Genomic DNA, 14,828 nt, shown 5'->3' with positions numbered 1-14,828 from the left:
TGAAGTGACAAGTTGCGGAGCACGTTCTGCGGCGTACGCGAAAGGCCACCAGTGACCGGACACACATCCATCCCAGACAACCAGCGCCGTATTGTCGTCGCCGGTGGAGGCCCAGCCGCCCACCGTTTTGCCGACGCAATGCACACCCGCGGTCTTGAGGGCTGGCACGTGACGGTCCTGACGGAAGAGGCACACCTCCCCTACGACCGCGTCGCGTTGAGCAAGGCCCTCACGCAGACGGACCACGACCTCACTTTGGGCGACATGTCCATGTGGGACCACGCTTCGCTGGACCTGCGCACCGGTGAGCGCGTCACCAAGATCAACACTGGTGAGAAGACAGTGGAAACGTCCGCTGGAAACAGCTACGCCTATGACCACCTGGTCGTCGCCACGGGTTCCGACGCCGCGCAACTTCCCTTCCCGGGCAGCGAACTCGCCCATGTGTACCGGACGCTGGAAGACGTGTGGGGCATCAACAAAGCCGTTGCCGAACTCACCGAAAGGCTCGGTCGTCCGGCGAAGACGGTCACCATCGGTGGCGGGCTCCTTGGCCTCGAAGCGGCGGCAGGCACCGTGGAACTCGGCGCCGAAGCCGCGGTCATCAACGGCTCCCGCTGGCTCATGAACGCCCAGTTGGACGAAGGCGCGGGCCAGGCGCTTGGCAGGCTCGTCAGGGCGAAGGGGCTCGAGGTCCTGACCGGCACCTACCCTGCCGAAGTGCTTTCCGACGACGACGGCCAGGTCACCGGCGTCCTGATGAAGGACGGGCGGACCATCCCGGCCGACATGGTCATCGCATCGATCGGCATCCGTCCGCGCGATGAACTCTTCCGCGCACCGGAAGGCGAGGTATCCCTGTTCGAACTGGGCGAAAAGGGCGGAGTGGTCATCAATGACCACTGTGCGACGTCTGTCCCCGGGGTGTGGGCGATTGGTGAGGTGGCGAACTTCGGCGGGATGTGCCTGGGCCTGGTGGCCCCGGCGAACACGATGGCCGAGATCGTCGCGGACCGCCTGCACGGCGGGGAAGCGACCTTCCCGGGCTTTGACACCGCCACCAAGCTCAAGCTCTCCGGCGTGGACGTGGCCAGCTTCGGGGACGCGTTCGCCAAGACCGAACACGCCCTGGAAATCGTCTACGCCGACCCCGCCCGCGGCGTCTACCAGAAAATCGTCACCACCGACGACGCCAAGACCCTCCTGGGCGGCATCTTCGTCGGCGACGCCACCCCGTACATGAGCCTGCGCCCGCTCCTGGGCCGGGAACTCCCGGCCGAACCCGGCGCGTACCTCACCGCCGCCGGCGGCGGGGACGCCCCCGAAACCGAACTGCCCGACGACGCGATCCTGTGCTCGTGCAACAACGTCGCCGCCGGGTCCATCCGGGACGCGATCAACGGCTGCGGGTCCTGCGAGGGCAACGCCCCGGTGCGGGAACTGGGCGAACTGAAGGCCTGCTCCCGGGCCGGGACCCAGTGCGGGTCCTGCGTGCCGATGCTCAAGAAGCTCCTCGAAGGGGAACTGAAGAAGTCCGGCATCGAGGTCTCCAAGGCCCTGTGCGAACACTTCGCGCTCTCCCGCCAGGAACTCTTCGACGCCATCCGCGTCCTGGAACTGGACTCCTTCGAAGAGATCCTGGCCAAATACGGCACCGGTGCCGGCTGCGACATCTGCAAACCCACCATCGCCTCCATCCTCGCTTCGCAGAACAGCGAATACGTCCTCGGCGCCGGGCGCGGCACCTTGCAGGACACCAACGACCGCGCCCTGGCCAACATGCAAAAAGACGGGACCTACTCGGTGGTCCCCCGCATCGCCGGCGGTGAAATCACCCCCAAGGGTTTGGGCGTGATTGCAGCGGTGGCCGAAAAGTACGGGCTGTACACGAAGATCACGGGTGGTCAGCGCATCGACATGTTCGGTGCCCGCCTGGAGCAACTTCCGGACATCTGGAAGGAATTGGTCGATGCCGGGTTCGAGTCCGGCCAGGCATACGGCAAGAGCCTGCGCACGGTGAAATCCTGCGTCGGTTCCACCTGGTGCCGCTACGGTGTCCAGGATTCCGTGGCGATGGCCATCAACCTGGAGCTGCGGTACCGCGGGCTGCGGAGCCCGCACAAGCTGAAGATGGGCGTTTCCGGCTGCGCCCGCGAATGCGCCGAAGCCCGGGGCAAGGACGTCGGCGTGATCGCCACAGACAAGGGCTGGAACCTCTACGTGGGCGGCAATGGCGGCTTCCAGCCCGCCCACGCCCAACTCCTCGCCCAGGACCTCGATGACGACACCCTCATCGCCTACATCGACCGTTACCTGATGTACTACATCCGCACCGCCGACCGGCTGCAGCGCACCGCGCGCTGGCAGGAAGAGCTCGACGGCGGCCTGCAGCATGTGCAGGACGTGGTGGTCAACGATTCCCTCGGCATCGCCGCGGACCTCGAAGCCGCCATGGCTCGCCACATCGACACGTACCAGGACGAATGGGCGGAGACCCTCAAGGATCCGGAGCGCCTCCGCCGCTTCCGTTCCTTCGTCAACGCTCCCGACCAGAAGGACGATGCCATCGCCTTCGTTCCCGAACGCGGCCAGATCCGCCCTGCCACCCGGGAGGAAAAAGGCAGCGTCCTGATCTCCTCCGCCGCCATCCCCGTCCGTTCCGGCCTTGACTCCGCAGGTGAAGGGAAATGACCACCATGCAGCTCACCATCGACCTCACGGGCCGCGATGTCCTCGTCCTCGGCTCGGCAACGGCAGCCCGCCAAGCGCTCCGCCGCTATGAAGCCGCGGGCGCGGTCGTCTACCGCTTGAGCTCCCCGGAGGGACTTGAGTCCGACGGCCCGTTGCCCGAGAACCCCTTCCTGGTTGCCGCCGTCGACGACGGCCAGCCCGGCTGGGAGCCCCTGCTCCAGCGCTGCCGGGACGCCGGAATACCGGTCGCCACTGAACCCGCCGCCGGGCCGGCAGGACACGTCACCCTCATCGGCGGCGGCCCTGGCACTCCGGATCTCCTGACGGCCGGGGCGCTTGCCGCACTGCGCGATGCCGACGTCGTCTTCTACGACCGCCTCGCCCCCTACCAGGAGCTGCCTGCATTAACCTCCGCGGAACTCATCGACGTCGGCAAGCGTCCCGGCCACCACAAGGTCGCCCAAGGCGATATCGAACAATTGATGGTGGACGCCGCCCTCGCGGGCAAGAACGTGGCGCGGCTCAAAGGCGGCGATCCTTATGTCTTCGGCCGCGGCGGGGAGGAAGTCGCCGCTTGCGTGGCCGCCAACGTTCCCGTGAAGGTCATTTCCGGCGTCACGAGCGCCATCTCGGTCCCCGCGGCCGCCGGCATCCCGGTCACCCACCGCGAAGTCAGCCACCTGTTCACCGTCGTCTCCGGCCATGCGCCTTTGACGGAGAAGGAACACACGCATCTTGCGGGCCTCGGCGGCACTATCGTGGTCCTTATGGGCATCGGCACCCTCCCGCAATTGGTTGCCGGCCTGAGCCGGGCCGGGATGGACCCCGCGATGCCCATGGCCGTCGTCGAACGCGGTTACCGCCCGGGGCAACGCACCACCATCGCCGATCTCGGTACTATCGTCAACGCGGCCTCCGGCTGCTCCAACCCGGCTGTCTTGGTCATCGGCGAGGTGGTCCGGGTGGCTGAAGCCAACCGTAATCAAGCCGAATCCACCGCAGAACTAGACCGCCTCGCGGCTTCGCTCCTTGAAGCCTGAAGGGACCCCCATGCCCACCCTGAATGCCCTTGAGCCAGTCGACGCCGGCTCGCCATCGGCCACGCCCGGCCCCAACGAAGAGGCGCCGCTTGACGGTTTCCGGATCGGCGTGACTTCCCACCGACGTTCGAGCGACCTCATTGAAGCGCTCGAACGGCGCGGCGCCTCAGTGCTGCATGCCCCCGCCCTGAAGATCGCTCCCGTGCAGGAAGACCTCCTGCTCATCGAGGACACCCGGAAAATCATCGAAGCCAAGCCGGATATCTGCGTCGCCACCACGGCGTACGGCATGCGTCGCTGGTGCGAAGCGGCTGATTCCTTCGGCATCGGGGAACAGCTCCTCGAGGTCCTCGGAGCCTGCCGGATGTTCGTGCGGGGACCGAAGGCCCGGGGTGCCGTCCGCGCGGCCGGCCTCGCCGACGTCGGGATCAGCAGCGACGAGACCACCGCCACGCTCGTGGACATGCTTCTCCACGAAGGCGTGCGGGGGAAGACCGTTGCCGTGCAGCTCCACGGGTACACCGACGTGCGGCAGCTGGAGCGGCTCCGCATGTCCGGCGCGACCGTCCTCACCGTCACCCCGTACCGCTGGGTCAAGCCCGACGGCGAGGACAAGCTTCCGCGCCTCATCGAGGCGGTGTGCAGTGGAGACTTGGATGTGCTCACCTTCACGAGCGCGCCCGCGGTGGACGCCATGTGGAGCACGGCCCACGAGATGGGCATGTACCGCCAACTGATCGAGGCGCTCAAGACCCAGGTGACGGTTGCCGCCGTCGGGCCCGTTACCGCCCAGCCGCTGGTCGACGCCGGACTGTCGCCGCTGATCCCGGACCGGTACCGTATGGGTGCCTTGATCCGCCTGGTCACCGAACATTTGTCCCTGAACCATGTGCGCCGGCTTGAGACGCCCGCAGGAAATATCGAACTGCGTGGCCGTTGCCTGCGGATCGACGGCAACGTGGTGGAACTGGCCCCTGCTCCGCTGCTCCTGCTGCGCGCCCTCCTCGGGGCGGGTGGCGCGGTATTGTCGCGCGAGGCACTTTCGGACCTGCTGGAGCTGCGCGGATCCGTCCACGCCCTCGACATGACTGTGAGCCGCCTGCGGTCCTCGTTGCCTGACGGGAAACTTGTGGAAACCGTGGTGAAGCGGGGTTACCGCATTCGTGTCTAACGTGATCCAACTCATTACCACCGGGTAACCAGCAGGGAACGGACGCCCGCTGTCCCGCAACAACGGGGAAACACGGCCGAAAAACCGTTGGCCTACGCTGGGCAACAGCACTACCTCAGCGAAGGGAACATCATGCCCATCACCCCGCCTGCGAACCCAATCCACCTCGTCATCGTCGGGGCCGGACCCGCGGCCCAGTCGCTCATCCGGCAATTCACCATGCGAGGCCTTACGGCGCCCGATGCACCACACGGCGTCCACGAACCGGTGTTCGCCATCACCATCCTGAGCAACCGGGACGATTGCCCGGAAGCCCTCCTCAGCCTGGCAGCCACCCCCGGCATGTCCATCCGTTTCGGTCAGGCCGCAGCGTTCATCGATGCGGAGGCCCGCACAGTGACCACTGATGAAGGCCTCGAGTTCGCATATGACCAATTGGTGATCGCCACGGGGTCCGCTCCGGTGCTCCCGCCGGTCGAGGGCGCCTCCAGCGGCCTGAGCTATTCCACAATCGACGACGCCGAACAGATCGGCACCGCGGTGACGGACATCACCAAGCAGCTTGGTCGTCGACCCTTGGGCATACTCGTGGGGACCGGACCGGCGGCAGGGCAGGCCGAGGCGGTGTTGCGTACCCGCGGTGTCCGGCCGATCCGCACCACGTTGCGCCCGGCCGCCGTCATGCCCTCCGTCGCGGGTTCCGCCTTGCCGGCAACAGGAATCGTGTTCGATGACGGCAGCACCATGAACGCCGACCTCATTGTCCTCGCGGAAGAACGGATTCCCCGTGGCAGCCTCGCGGGCACCGCCGGAGTGCAGACAGCTCCCGACGGCGGCATTCGGGTCGGGCGCGATTTCGCCACCTCGGTCCCGGGCATTTGGGCGATCGGCGACGCCGCCTCACGTGACGGCCTGCGCCTTGGCCTCGTGTTGTCCTCGGAAGCCGCGGCGGCCTCTTGTGCAACCCGACTCGTGGACGACGCGAGGATCCGGATCGTGGGGAAAATGCTGCCGGAACAAGCAGCCGACACCGCAGCCTGACCGCTGTCTGACCGGTGCCGCTCCGTGTCCTTCGCCACCGTCCGGGCAGCCGCCGCACTGCCCGGACGGTGTGGCAAGATGGTCATTTGACGAGCCGCGGAAGCGCGGCCGTAAAGCCACCGGCCCGCCACGGAAGGACCGCAATGAGCAACGAAGCCCCGGCTGCCGCCAACAACACGGCAAGCATCGCGACTTACATCGACCACACCCTCCTCAAGCCTGAGGCCAGCGAAGCCGAGGTGCTGAGGGTCTGTGCAGAAGCTGTCGACTACAAATTCAAGTCGGTCTGCGTCAACCCGATCTGGGTCAAGACCGTGAAAAAGGCACTCAAGCAGTCCGGAGTCCTCACGTGTTCGGTAGTTGGGTTCCCTTTGGGTGCCACGCCGAGCGACGTCAAAGCCTTCGAGGCTCGCGGCGCGGTCCTGGACGGCGCGGACGAGATCGACATGGTGATCGATATCGCGGCAGCGCGCGCCGGTGACAAAGGCGCACTCGTGGACGACATAGCTAAGGTTGCCGAAGCTGTCCATGGCGGCGAAGCCATCCTGAAGGTCATCATCGAAACGTCACTCCTGACCGATGAGCAGAAGGTCCTGGCGTGCCAGGCAGCCGTCGAGGCTGGAGCGGATTTCGTCAAGACCTCCACCGGTTTCAATGGTGGTGGCGCCACCGTTGAGGATGTGGCCCTCATGCGCAAAACGGTTGGCCCGGACCTCGGGGTCAAGGCTTCCGGCGGAGTGCGCTCCTTGGCTGATGCACAGGCTATGATTGCTGCTGGTGCAACACGTATTGGTGCGAGCTCCGGAATTGCCATCGTCAAGGGTGAACAGGGTTCATCCGCGTACTGAAATACTGACGGGCGCCAGCAGCCGCCTTAGTTTTTGAGCCCTCCGGGGCCAAGGAGGAAAGCATGTCCCAGAACGCCAACAGCAAGGTCGTCGAGAAAGAGAACCCCCTGGGCACGAGCATCCTGCTCTTCGTGATCATGATGGCCCTGTTCCTCGGCGCCATCTACTCGCTTGCCTTCCTGACGCTGGACAACCCCTGGCCGATGGCGGTTTGCCTGGGCCTGTTCGCCCTCGCGTTCTGGATCCCCCAGACTGTCCTCGGCCGTTCCGACTCGGCTGGCGAGAGCTAAAAACCAAGAAACTTATGAAAAGGGCTGCTTCCCGGTTTTCGGGAAGCAGCCCTTTTTCGTTGGGCAGCCTGGATGTGCTTGCCCTGCGTGCAGAGGTGCTTGAGTTTGTCGGGTTTGTCGGGTTTGTCGGGTTTGGCGCTGGCGGCGTTCGTGGCGCGTGCATGTCTAGGCGGGTCCGTGCTTTCTAAGCTGGCCGGCTGTTCTTTCTACTGTGCCGGCTGTTTCCAAAGCACTTATCAGGCAGCTTGATGCAGTGCGGGAGCGTGCGGCGCACGCTGTTTTTGGGCGTGCTGGTTGTTTTCTGGCCGGCTGTTCTGTTCTTTTAGGCGGGCCGGCTGTTTTTAGGCGGGTTTGCGGAGTTGTGGTTGGTGGTTTGGTTTGTGTTGGTGGGTCCGGTCGTCCCAGTGGTAGAGGGCGGTGGTTTCGAAGGGTGAGATTTCGATGTCCGGGTCCGTGTCCGGGGTGTGGGGTGTGCCGGGCAGGGGCGGGGCTGTTGATTGGTAGCTGTGCCCGGTGGGGGTGAGGAGTTCGAAGGCATGCCGGTGTCCGGGGTGTGGTTTTCGGGTGCGGGTTCTCCAGCCGGGGAGTTCTTTGGTGTGGTTGCAGGCTTCGCAGAGTCCTGCGCCGTTGGTTTGGCTGGTGGTTCCGCCCAGGTGCCAGGCCAGGATGTGGTCCAGGTGCCGGATGGGCGCGTCGCAGTAGGGGGTGCGGCAGGTGTTGTCCCGGACCTGGATGAGGCGCCTGAGCCCGGGCGGGAAGAGCCTGGCCTTCGAATCGGCGGCGACGAGTTCCCCGCTTCCGGGCGCGGTGAAGAGCCGCCGCAACCAGACCCTGAACTCTGCATCCCCGGGCTGGTGGTTACCCGGCCCGGGGCGGCGCGCCCCGGCGACCGCGGCGTGCCCGGCCCCCGCGCCGCGTTGCCGGCCGGCGCTGTGTCCGTAACCGGCGCTGTGTTGCTGGCCTGCCCGGTGGCTGCGTCTGCTCCGGTGGTCCGGACCGTCTTTCCCGGTTCCGGTCCGGTTTCTTCGTCCGGGGCCGGGTTCGTGCTTGTCCCAGCGAGCTTGCCCGGCCTGCCCGGCTTCGGTGCCGGGTTGCTGGCCGTCGTGCCCGGTTCCGTGCTGCGGTCCGTTTTTGCCGGCACCGGGTTCCTGCTCGTCCCTTCTGGATCGGCCGCCCGGCCGGGCCTGCCTGGATCGGCTGTCTCCGCCGAGGTGGTCGTTAGCTCCTCCGGGCCCTTGCCCGTCGCGTCGATCCGCTCCGGTCCGGTGGCCCGCTCCGTTGTCTCCACGGTCGTCTCCATGGTCGGGTCCGGTGTCGCCTCCTGCATCAGACCCGGTTCCGTCGGGTCCGGTGTCGCCGGGGTGTTCGGGTTCGGGGTTGGTTTTGGTGGGTCCGGGGTTGGTGGTGAGGAGGGTTCTGGCCCAGGTGGCGGGGACGATGCCGTAGCCGGGGATCCGTGCCGGTTCGCTGTCGCCTTGCAGGAGGGTGCGGTCGGTCATGACGAGGTGGAGGTCGATGCCGGTGATCCCGGCCCGGGTGCCGGTGGTGCGTTCGACGAGGGTGTCGGCCATGACCTGTCCGCGGGAGCGGGTCTCCCCGCCGGCGCGCAGGGTGTCTGCGTGCCGGGTCAGGGCGGCGTGCACGGCCACGCCCTGGGCCACGGGCAGCAGCGCGGTCAGGTACGTCATGGTGTCCGGGGCCGGGCGCAGGCTGACGTGCCTCTCGGTCACGGCCCGGGCCGCGCGGCGGGTGACCGTGCCCGGGTCACGCCGGTACGCGGCCGCCCGTGCGGCGGCGGTCACGGCACGGTCTCCGGCGCCGTGCAGGGTTCCGGTGTCCGGGGCGAGTTCGGCGTCGACACCGGCCCGGTCCTCCGCGCTGAGGCAGGCGGTTTCCTTCACCAGCAGTGTGGCGCGCCATTCGTTGAGCTGTCCGGTGTCCAGGGCGGCCAGGGTCCGGGGCATCTCCACCACCAGCGCCTTCGCCAGGCCCAGGAGGCGGGAGCCTTTGGCGGGGGATTCCCGCCTGGCCAGCGCGACCTGCGCTCCGACGCCCTTGCCTTGCTCCGCGGCAGGAACCCCCTGCCCGGCGTGGGCGCGGCGCTGCACATTATCGAACGCGACGGTGATCCGGGCCTGCGCCCCGGCGATCGCTGACTTCAAATCCTCCAACAGGCGCAACTGACCAATCAACACCGCCCCCGCCCCCGCGCCGCCGGTAATCCCGGCCGTTTCGGGGTCACTGTCGGCGGTGTCGGCGAAAGGGTTGCCGGTGCCCGGGCCACTACTGCCGGGGTTGCTCGTGCCGGCGGTGCCGGTGCTGCCGGTGCCGGTCAAAGCGGTGCCGGCCAAAGGGGTGGGGGTGCCGGGACGGAAGGCCACTACCGCGGCGATCGCCGCCTCGATCAAGGCGAACGGATCGGTACCAGGAACTGGACCGGGATCCGTCCCGGGAAGAGCAGCGACCGGCGACCCGGCACCACGAACGCCGGCACCACGAACGCCGGCACCACGCGGACCATCACCCGAAGGCGTGTCCGTCCCAAGCTGCCGCGTCCGCAAAACCGATCCCCCAATCCCGTCCATAACCAAAGCCTCCCAGAAGGCACCGACAAAATAAGCCCCGCACAACCCGCTACGGTTCTTGTTTGAAAAACCGGCGCTTGTTTTCAAAACCGGACCATCTAGCGACGGGATCGCGGCCGGCGTCGTCGACCTGCGCCACGTAAGCCGTTATCCGACGGCGCGCCGGTCCGAAGCTGCCGCGTCCGCAAAACCGATCCCCCAATCCCGTCCATAACCAAAGCCTCCCAGAAGGCACCGACAAAATAAGCCCCGTACAACCCGCTACGTTTCTTGGTTCAGATTCCGGAGCTTCCTTTAGATTCCGCCGCGCAAGCGACGGGATCCCGGCCGGCATCGTCGACCTGCGCCACGCAAGCCAATATCCGAAGGCGTGTCCGTCCGAAGCTCTAACGTCCGCAAAACCGATCCCCCAATCCCGTCCATAACCAAAGCCTCCCACGGACCCCCGACAAAATAAGCCACGCACGACCCGCTACGGTTCTTGTTCGAAAAAGCGGCGCTTGTTTTCAAAACCGGTGCATCAAGCGATGGGGTCGCGGCCGGCGTCGTCGACCTGCGCCGCGCAAGCCGTTACCCGACGGCGCACCGGTCTGAAGCTGCCGCGTCCGCAAAACCGATCCCCCAATCCCGTCCATAACCACAGCCTCCCACGGACCCCTGACAAAATAAGCCCCGCACGACCCGCTACGGTTCTTGTTTCACATTCCGGAGTTTCTTTTAGATTCCGCAGCATAAGCGACGGAATCGCGGCCGGCGTCGTCGACCTGCGCCCCGCTAGCCGTTATCCGACGGCGCGCAGGTCCAAAGCTGCCGTGTCCGCAAAACCGATCCCCCAATCCCGTCCATAACCACAGCGTTCCACGGACCCCCGACAGTAAAGGGGCCAGCATGACCCATACCGGTTTTCGTTCGCCATCCCGCAGCATAAGCGAAAGGATTCCGGCCGGCGTCGTCAACCTGCGTCACGCGAACCACCACCCGGATACGCGCCGTCCGAAGCTGCCGCGTCCGCAAAACCGATCCCCCAATCCCGTCCATAATCAAAGCCTCACAGCACACCCGGACATTAAACGCCGTTCCCACCCACGGCAGTTCTCGATTGAAATTCCGCCGCAACCAGCGACGGGAACGGCGCCGGCGTCGTCGAACGCGCATCGCAAGAGTCATCACCGAGGGCACGCCACAAAAGGGCCATCCCCGCCCTCAGCGGTAATTGTTTGAAATTCCGGAGCATCAAGCGAGGGGCTCGCGATCGGCGTCGTCGACTTGAGTCGGGTCGAACCACCCCTGAAGGCTCGCCGATCCCAGGCTCCCGGATCCGCAAAACCGACCTCAACGTGCCCAGCCTGTACAGCGTTAACTATCACCGGTGAGCACACTACGCGGCTGAGCTCCGCCCGGCGCCGCAAGCCACCACCTGCCTTCTGCCCGGAAACACAAGCAATCACGGGCGCCCGTAGCGGAAAGCCCCCACGCCAGGTTGCCAATTGGCCAACGTAACACCCCATCCAACGCTGCAACACACAGCCAAAAGGCGCCGCCCGGACACACCGCCCCGCACGCGCACAAATCACGAACAAGTAGGACCACTCGCTTTGGTTAACCAGAAACAGGTATTCCCACTCGTAGATAGTTAATCATCGCGCATGCCAGCATTTGTTTATCGACGGATGGGCAATCCCCCGGGATTGGTAAATTCGAATTCTTTGCCCATTGTCGCAATTTCTGGGAATACCAATTCAAAAGGAGTCACTCATGCGCACATTGAGCAAGCGAGGAAAAGTATACGCAGCTGCGGCATCCATTGCCCTCGTGGCGGCGGGCGGCGGAGCTGCCTACGCATACTGGACCACCACCGGCACCGGTTCCGGCGGCGCGGCAAACTCGGCGGGAGGCGGCACCGTTGTCCTTCACGCGAGTTTCGACGCCGGGCTCGCACCCGGCAACTCGACCGCGGTGGCTTACACCGCCGACAATTCCAGCAACACCGACACCGTTGTAGGAGCACTTGCCGCCACCGTTTCCACGAGCGACCCCACGAACTGCCTCGCCTCGTGGTTCACGGTCACCGCGGTTACCTCGAACTCCACGGTCGTGGGCAACTCCACGGGCACGTCGGTTGGCAGCGGAACGCTGGCCTTCGCCAACAGCGCCGCCAACCAGGACGGCTGCAAGAGCGCAACCATCACTGTGTCTGTCACAAGCAAGTAGATCCCCAGCTGGTGGGCCACCTCAGCGGCCCACCAGCTGGTCACGCCAGCCTGCAACAAACTCGCACTACACATCCCCTAGGAGGCCCCGGTGCCGAGCATCGATGAGCCCTACCGCTCGAAGATCCGCACGGTTCGCGCGGGAGCCAAAGCCCTACTAGCCGGCTTCTTCCTGGTGGTCCTGACCGCCGGGGTCGTGGTCGCCGCAGGAAACAGCAGCCAAAGCAGCAGCCAAAAGGGCATCTCGCTGCAAGTGGCACCGGCCAGTAAATCCGCCACGCAAGGAACCTCGGCAAGCTACAACGTCGTAGTACAGCCGAGCGGCGGATTTACCGGAAATGTCTCCCTCGCGGCATCCGGCTTGCCGGCGGGAACGGTCGCATCGTTTTCGCCGGCGACGGTCGCCGTCGGGCCCGGTTCGGGAAACGTGGCACTGAACCTCTCCACCACGTCCGCCACGCCTCTTGGCACGTTTACCGTGACCGTGAAAGGCACCAGCGGAACGGTCAGTTCCGCCGTCGACATTTCCCTGACGGTGACGGCGGGTCAACACCAGCAGTTCTCGATCTCGGGCAGTCCCGCCGGCGTCCTGGCGCCCGGCTACGGCGCACCGATTGACCTCCAACTGGCCAACCCGGGCAATTCGAACCTCAGCATTACAGGACTCACGGTGTCCATTGCCGGCATTGCCCGGACCGCCCAGGCAGTGGCGAACAATCGGCCGTGCAACCCTTCGGATTACGCGATCGTCCAGTTCAGCGGCAGTTACCCGTTCACCGCACCACCCGGGAACTCTTCGCTCTCGGCCCTGCGCATCCCCTCAAGCCAATGGCCCCGAATACAAATGCTGAACAGTTCAGCGAACCAGGACGGTTGCAAAGGCGCAACGCTTCAGCTCAGCTATTCCGGAACGGCGCAGGGCAACTGACATGAACGCGAAAATGATGAAAAGCAGCTCCCTGAGGGCCATCAAAGCAGCTGTGGCAGTTGCGGTCCTCACGTTGGTCCTCGGCGTCGGAACGGCCTACGCCTACTGGTCCACCATCGGTGTCGGCAGCGGTTCGGCTGCCAACTCCGGGATGCAGACGGTGACCGTGGATGCACTGGTTGCCGGCGACACCCCCGCAACCACTTTGGTCCCTGGAGGCAGCGCCGACGTGATCGTTCGCGCGAGCAACCCGAACGCCTTCCCGGTGCAGGTTTACAGCTTCACTTCCAGCGGTGCCGCGACAGCGGACGCCTCACACCCCTTGTGCACCACCACAGGTGTGACGTTCAACGTGCCGGCGACTCCATTCGCCCCCACGGTGACCATCCCCGCGGGCTCCTCGATCTTGATCACGCTTCCCGGCGCCGCGTCGATGTCGGCCGCATCACAATCCGCATGCCAGGGCTCCGTATTCCAGCTTCCAGTGACGATGGCGGTACGCAAATGAACAAGCCCCAGAACCCGGCAAGCCGCAAGAACAAGCGCGTGATCCGCCGTCGTGCCGCCTGGGCGACGTTGGCAGTCCTCTTCATCGCCTGGGGCGGCCCGGGTGCAAACGCCTATTGGCAGTCGCTCAGCAACAGCAACTTCGGAGCGGCAAAAGCGGACACGGTGCCCCAAGGGAGCACCCCTGCCGTGTCCTTGAACGGGACGAGCGCCACGGTCAGCTGGGCCGCCGTCGCTACTCCGCGCGGCAACGCCGTGACCGGCTATACCGTCGCCCGATACTCGTCCTCCACAGGAGGCACCAAAGTCGCCGCCGGAGGAGGGTGCGCGGGAACTGTGACTACCCTGGCATGCACTGAGCAAAACGTGCCGGCGGGAACGTGGTATTACACGGTGACCCCCGTGATTTCGCTGTGGACCGGTTCGGAAAGCGCACGGAGCACCGGCGTTAATTCCGACACGATTCCGCCGACCGTCAGTGTGTCGTCCGTTGCCCCGACGCCTAATGCCGCGGGTTACAACAACACGGGCCCAGTGACCGTGAACCTCAGCGCCACGGACAACGCGGGCGGTTCCGGCGTTGCGTCGGTCACCTACGCGCTCGACGGCGGCAGCCCGGTGAGCGTCAACGGCGCCACTACAGCCGTGAAAGTGAGCGGCGACGGTACCCACACGGTCTCCTATTTCGCCACCGATGCTGCCGGGAACTCCAGCACGCCGCAATCCCAATCGGTCAAGATCGACACAGTTTTGCCGGTGGCGGCCGTCGCATCCATCTCGCCTGCTCCGAACGCGGCAGGCTACAACAGGACAAGCCCTGTGACAGTCAACCTCAGTGCGACGGATGCCGGCGGCTCGGGTGTCGCCAACATCAAGTACAGCGTCGACGGCGGCACCCAAGTCATCGTGAACGCAGCCACGGCCGCGGTGAACGTAAGTGGCGGCGGCACTCATACCGTGTCCTACTTCGCAACGGACATCGCAGGGAACGCCAGCAACCCCCAGGCTCAAACGGTCAAGATCGACACCACCGCCCCGACCGTCAGCTCCGTCGCCATGGCAAACGGCGGCACGGCAAAGACAGCCGATTCCGGGGACACGCTCACCATCACCTTCTCGAATGACATGGATCCACACACCTTGTGCTCTGGCTGGGACTCTACGTCCGCCAGCCAGCTTGCAAACGGTACCGCCAGCATCAGCACAGGGAACGTATTGACGTTCTCCAGCCCCAGTTGCACGGCACCCGCGTTCGGCAGCGTCTCCCTTAATGCCGCCTACAACACAGGCACCGCGGCGCGGACCTTCACGGCAACCATGGCATGGACCCAGTCCTCTGGAGCATTGGTCATCACCTTCACCTCAATGGGCTCGGGTGGCACAGCCGGAACCGGCCTCTCACCGGCCGCTCCGGTCTACACTCCGGTACCGGGCGCTGCGGACAAGGCCGGCAACCCCCTCGGAACCATCACCACAGGCGGGCAAACGAAGTTCTGACCCTAGGATCCAGGCTTTCC

11 protein-coding genes are annotated in these 14,828 nt (G+C 65.6%); 10 read left to right on the top strand and 1 reads right to left on the bottom strand.

The annotated features are described in order from the left end of the window. Window positions 1-51 precede the first annotated feature (51 nt). The 6 genes from nirB (at window position 52) to ABCW42_RS06440 (ending at window position 7,081) form a co-directional block, all read left to right on the top strand. Window positions 52-2,691 carry a nitrite reductase large subunit NirB gene (nirB, locus tag ABCW42_RS06465; protein ID WP_423184069.1) on the top strand — a complete coding sequence of 880 codons (2,640 nt, stop codon included), beginning with the start codon at window positions 52-54 and terminating at the stop codon, window positions 2,689-2,691. 5 nt (window positions 2,692-2,696) lie between these two features. Then, window positions 2,697-3,731 (top strand): uroporphyrinogen-III C-methyltransferase, encoded by a 1,035-nt coding sequence (gene cobA, locus ABCW42_RS06460; protein WP_423184826.1) that lies wholly within the window; start codon window positions 2,697-2,699, stop codon window positions 3,729-3,731. Window positions 3,732-3,741: 10 nt separating this feature from the next. After that, window positions 3,742-4,902 (top strand): uroporphyrinogen-III synthase, encoded by a 1,161-nt coding sequence (locus ABCW42_RS06455; protein WP_423184068.1) that lies wholly within the window; start codon window positions 3,742-3,744, stop codon window positions 4,900-4,902. Window positions 4,903-5,034: 132 nt separating this feature from the next. Then, on the top strand, window positions 5,035-5,943 hold the full coding sequence (locus tag ABCW42_RS06450) for an FAD-dependent oxidoreductase (protein WP_423184067.1): 909 nt from the start codon (window positions 5,035-5,037) through the stop codon (window positions 5,941-5,943). A 143-nt stretch (window positions 5,944-6,086) separates the two neighbouring features. Further along, a complete protein-coding gene (gene deoC / locus ABCW42_RS06445) occupies window positions 6,087-6,791 on the top strand; it encodes a deoxyribose-phosphate aldolase (RefSeq protein WP_423184066.1) in 705 nt (234 codons plus the stop codon). A gap of 62 nt (window positions 6,792-6,853) precedes the next feature. Further along, window positions 6,854-7,081, top strand: a complete 228-nt coding sequence (locus tag ABCW42_RS06440) for a hypothetical protein (protein ID WP_423184065.1) — start codon at window positions 6,854-6,856, stop codon at window positions 7,079-7,081. A gap of 341 nt (window positions 7,082-7,422) precedes the next feature. On the opposite strand, the gene ABCW42_RS06435 is transcribed toward ABCW42_RS06440, so the two are convergent. Beyond that, a complete protein-coding gene (locus ABCW42_RS06435; RefSeq protein WP_423184064.1) occupies window positions 7,423-9,666 on the bottom strand; it encodes a DUF222 domain-containing protein in 2,244 nt (747 codons plus the stop codon). Between the two features lie 1,755 nt (window positions 9,667-11,421). Between ABCW42_RS06435 and ABCW42_RS06430 the strand changes: the two genes are divergently transcribed. The 4 genes from ABCW42_RS06430 to ABCW42_RS06415 all read left to right on the top strand — a co-directional run bounded on the left by ABCW42_RS06430 (window position 11,422) and on the right by ABCW42_RS06415 (window position 14,808). Continuing rightward, complete coding sequence (locus tag ABCW42_RS06430) at window positions 11,422-11,877, top strand: hypothetical protein (RefSeq protein WP_423184063.1); 456 nt, start codon at window positions 11,422-11,424, stop codon at window positions 11,875-11,877. Between the two features lie 90 nt (window positions 11,878-11,967). After that, window positions 11,968-12,804 (top strand): hypothetical protein, encoded by an 837-nt coding sequence (locus ABCW42_RS06425; RefSeq protein WP_423184062.1) that lies wholly within the window; start codon window positions 11,968-11,970, stop codon window positions 12,802-12,804. 13 nt (window positions 12,805-12,817) lie between these two features. Then, window positions 12,818-13,312 carry a hypothetical protein gene (locus tag ABCW42_RS06420; RefSeq protein WP_423184061.1) on the top strand — a complete coding sequence of 165 codons (495 nt, stop codon included), beginning with the start codon at window positions 12,818-12,820 and terminating at the stop codon, window positions 13,310-13,312. After that, window positions 13,309-14,808, top strand: coding sequence for an OmpL47-type beta-barrel domain-containing protein (locus ABCW42_RS06415; RefSeq protein ID WP_423184060.1), 1,500 nt, complete (start codon window positions 13,309-13,311; stop codon window positions 14,806-14,808). Before ABCW42_RS06420 ends, ABCW42_RS06415 begins: the two co-directional genes overlap by 4 nt. Window positions 14,809-14,828 lie beyond the last annotated feature (20 nt).

Origin of the sequence: Arthrobacter sp. NyZ413, from assembly GCF_049390645.1 — a bacterium.
Taxonomy (GTDB): domain Bacteria; phylum Actinomycetota; class Actinomycetes; order Actinomycetales; family Micrococcaceae; genus Arthrobacter.
The sequence above is the reverse complement of the archived record's forward strand: the minus strand, read 5'-3'. Positions and strand labels throughout refer to the sequence as shown.

What these genes read in the sequence shown, in the direction of transcription:
- cobA (WP_423184826.1), top strand. Translation starts at nt 2,697, where the DNA reads ATGCAGCTCACCATCGACCTCACGGGCCGCGATGTCCTCGTCCTCGGC.
- ABCW42_RS06455 (WP_423184068.1), top strand. Translation starts at nt 3,742, where the DNA reads ATGCCCACCCTGAATGCCCTTGAGCCAGTCGACGCCGGCTCGCCATCG.
- ABCW42_RS06450 (WP_423184067.1), top strand. Translation starts at nt 5,035, where the DNA reads ATGCCCATCACCCCGCCTGCGAACCCAATCCACCTCGTCATCGTCGGG.
- deoC (WP_423184066.1), top strand. Translation starts at nt 6,087, where the DNA reads ATGAGCAACGAAGCCCCGGCTGCCGCCAACAACACGGCAAGCATCGCG.
- ABCW42_RS06440 (WP_423184065.1), top strand. Translation starts at nt 6,854, where the DNA reads ATGTCCCAGAACGCCAACAGCAAGGTCGTCGAGAAAGAGAACCCCCTG.
- ABCW42_RS06435 (WP_423184064.1), bottom strand. Translation starts at nt 9,666, where the DNA reads ATGGACGGGATTGGGGGATCGGTTTTGCGGACGCGGCAGCTTGGGACG.
- ABCW42_RS06430 (WP_423184063.1), top strand. Translation starts at nt 11,422, where the DNA reads ATGCGCACATTGAGCAAGCGAGGAAAAGTATACGCAGCTGCGGCATCC.
- ABCW42_RS06420 (WP_423184061.1), top strand. Translation starts at nt 12,818, where the DNA reads ATGATGAAAAGCAGCTCCCTGAGGGCCATCAAAGCAGCTGTGGCAGTT.
- ABCW42_RS06415 (WP_423184060.1), top strand. Translation starts at nt 13,309, where the DNA reads ATGAACAAGCCCCAGAACCCGGCAAGCCGCAAGAACAAGCGCGTGATC.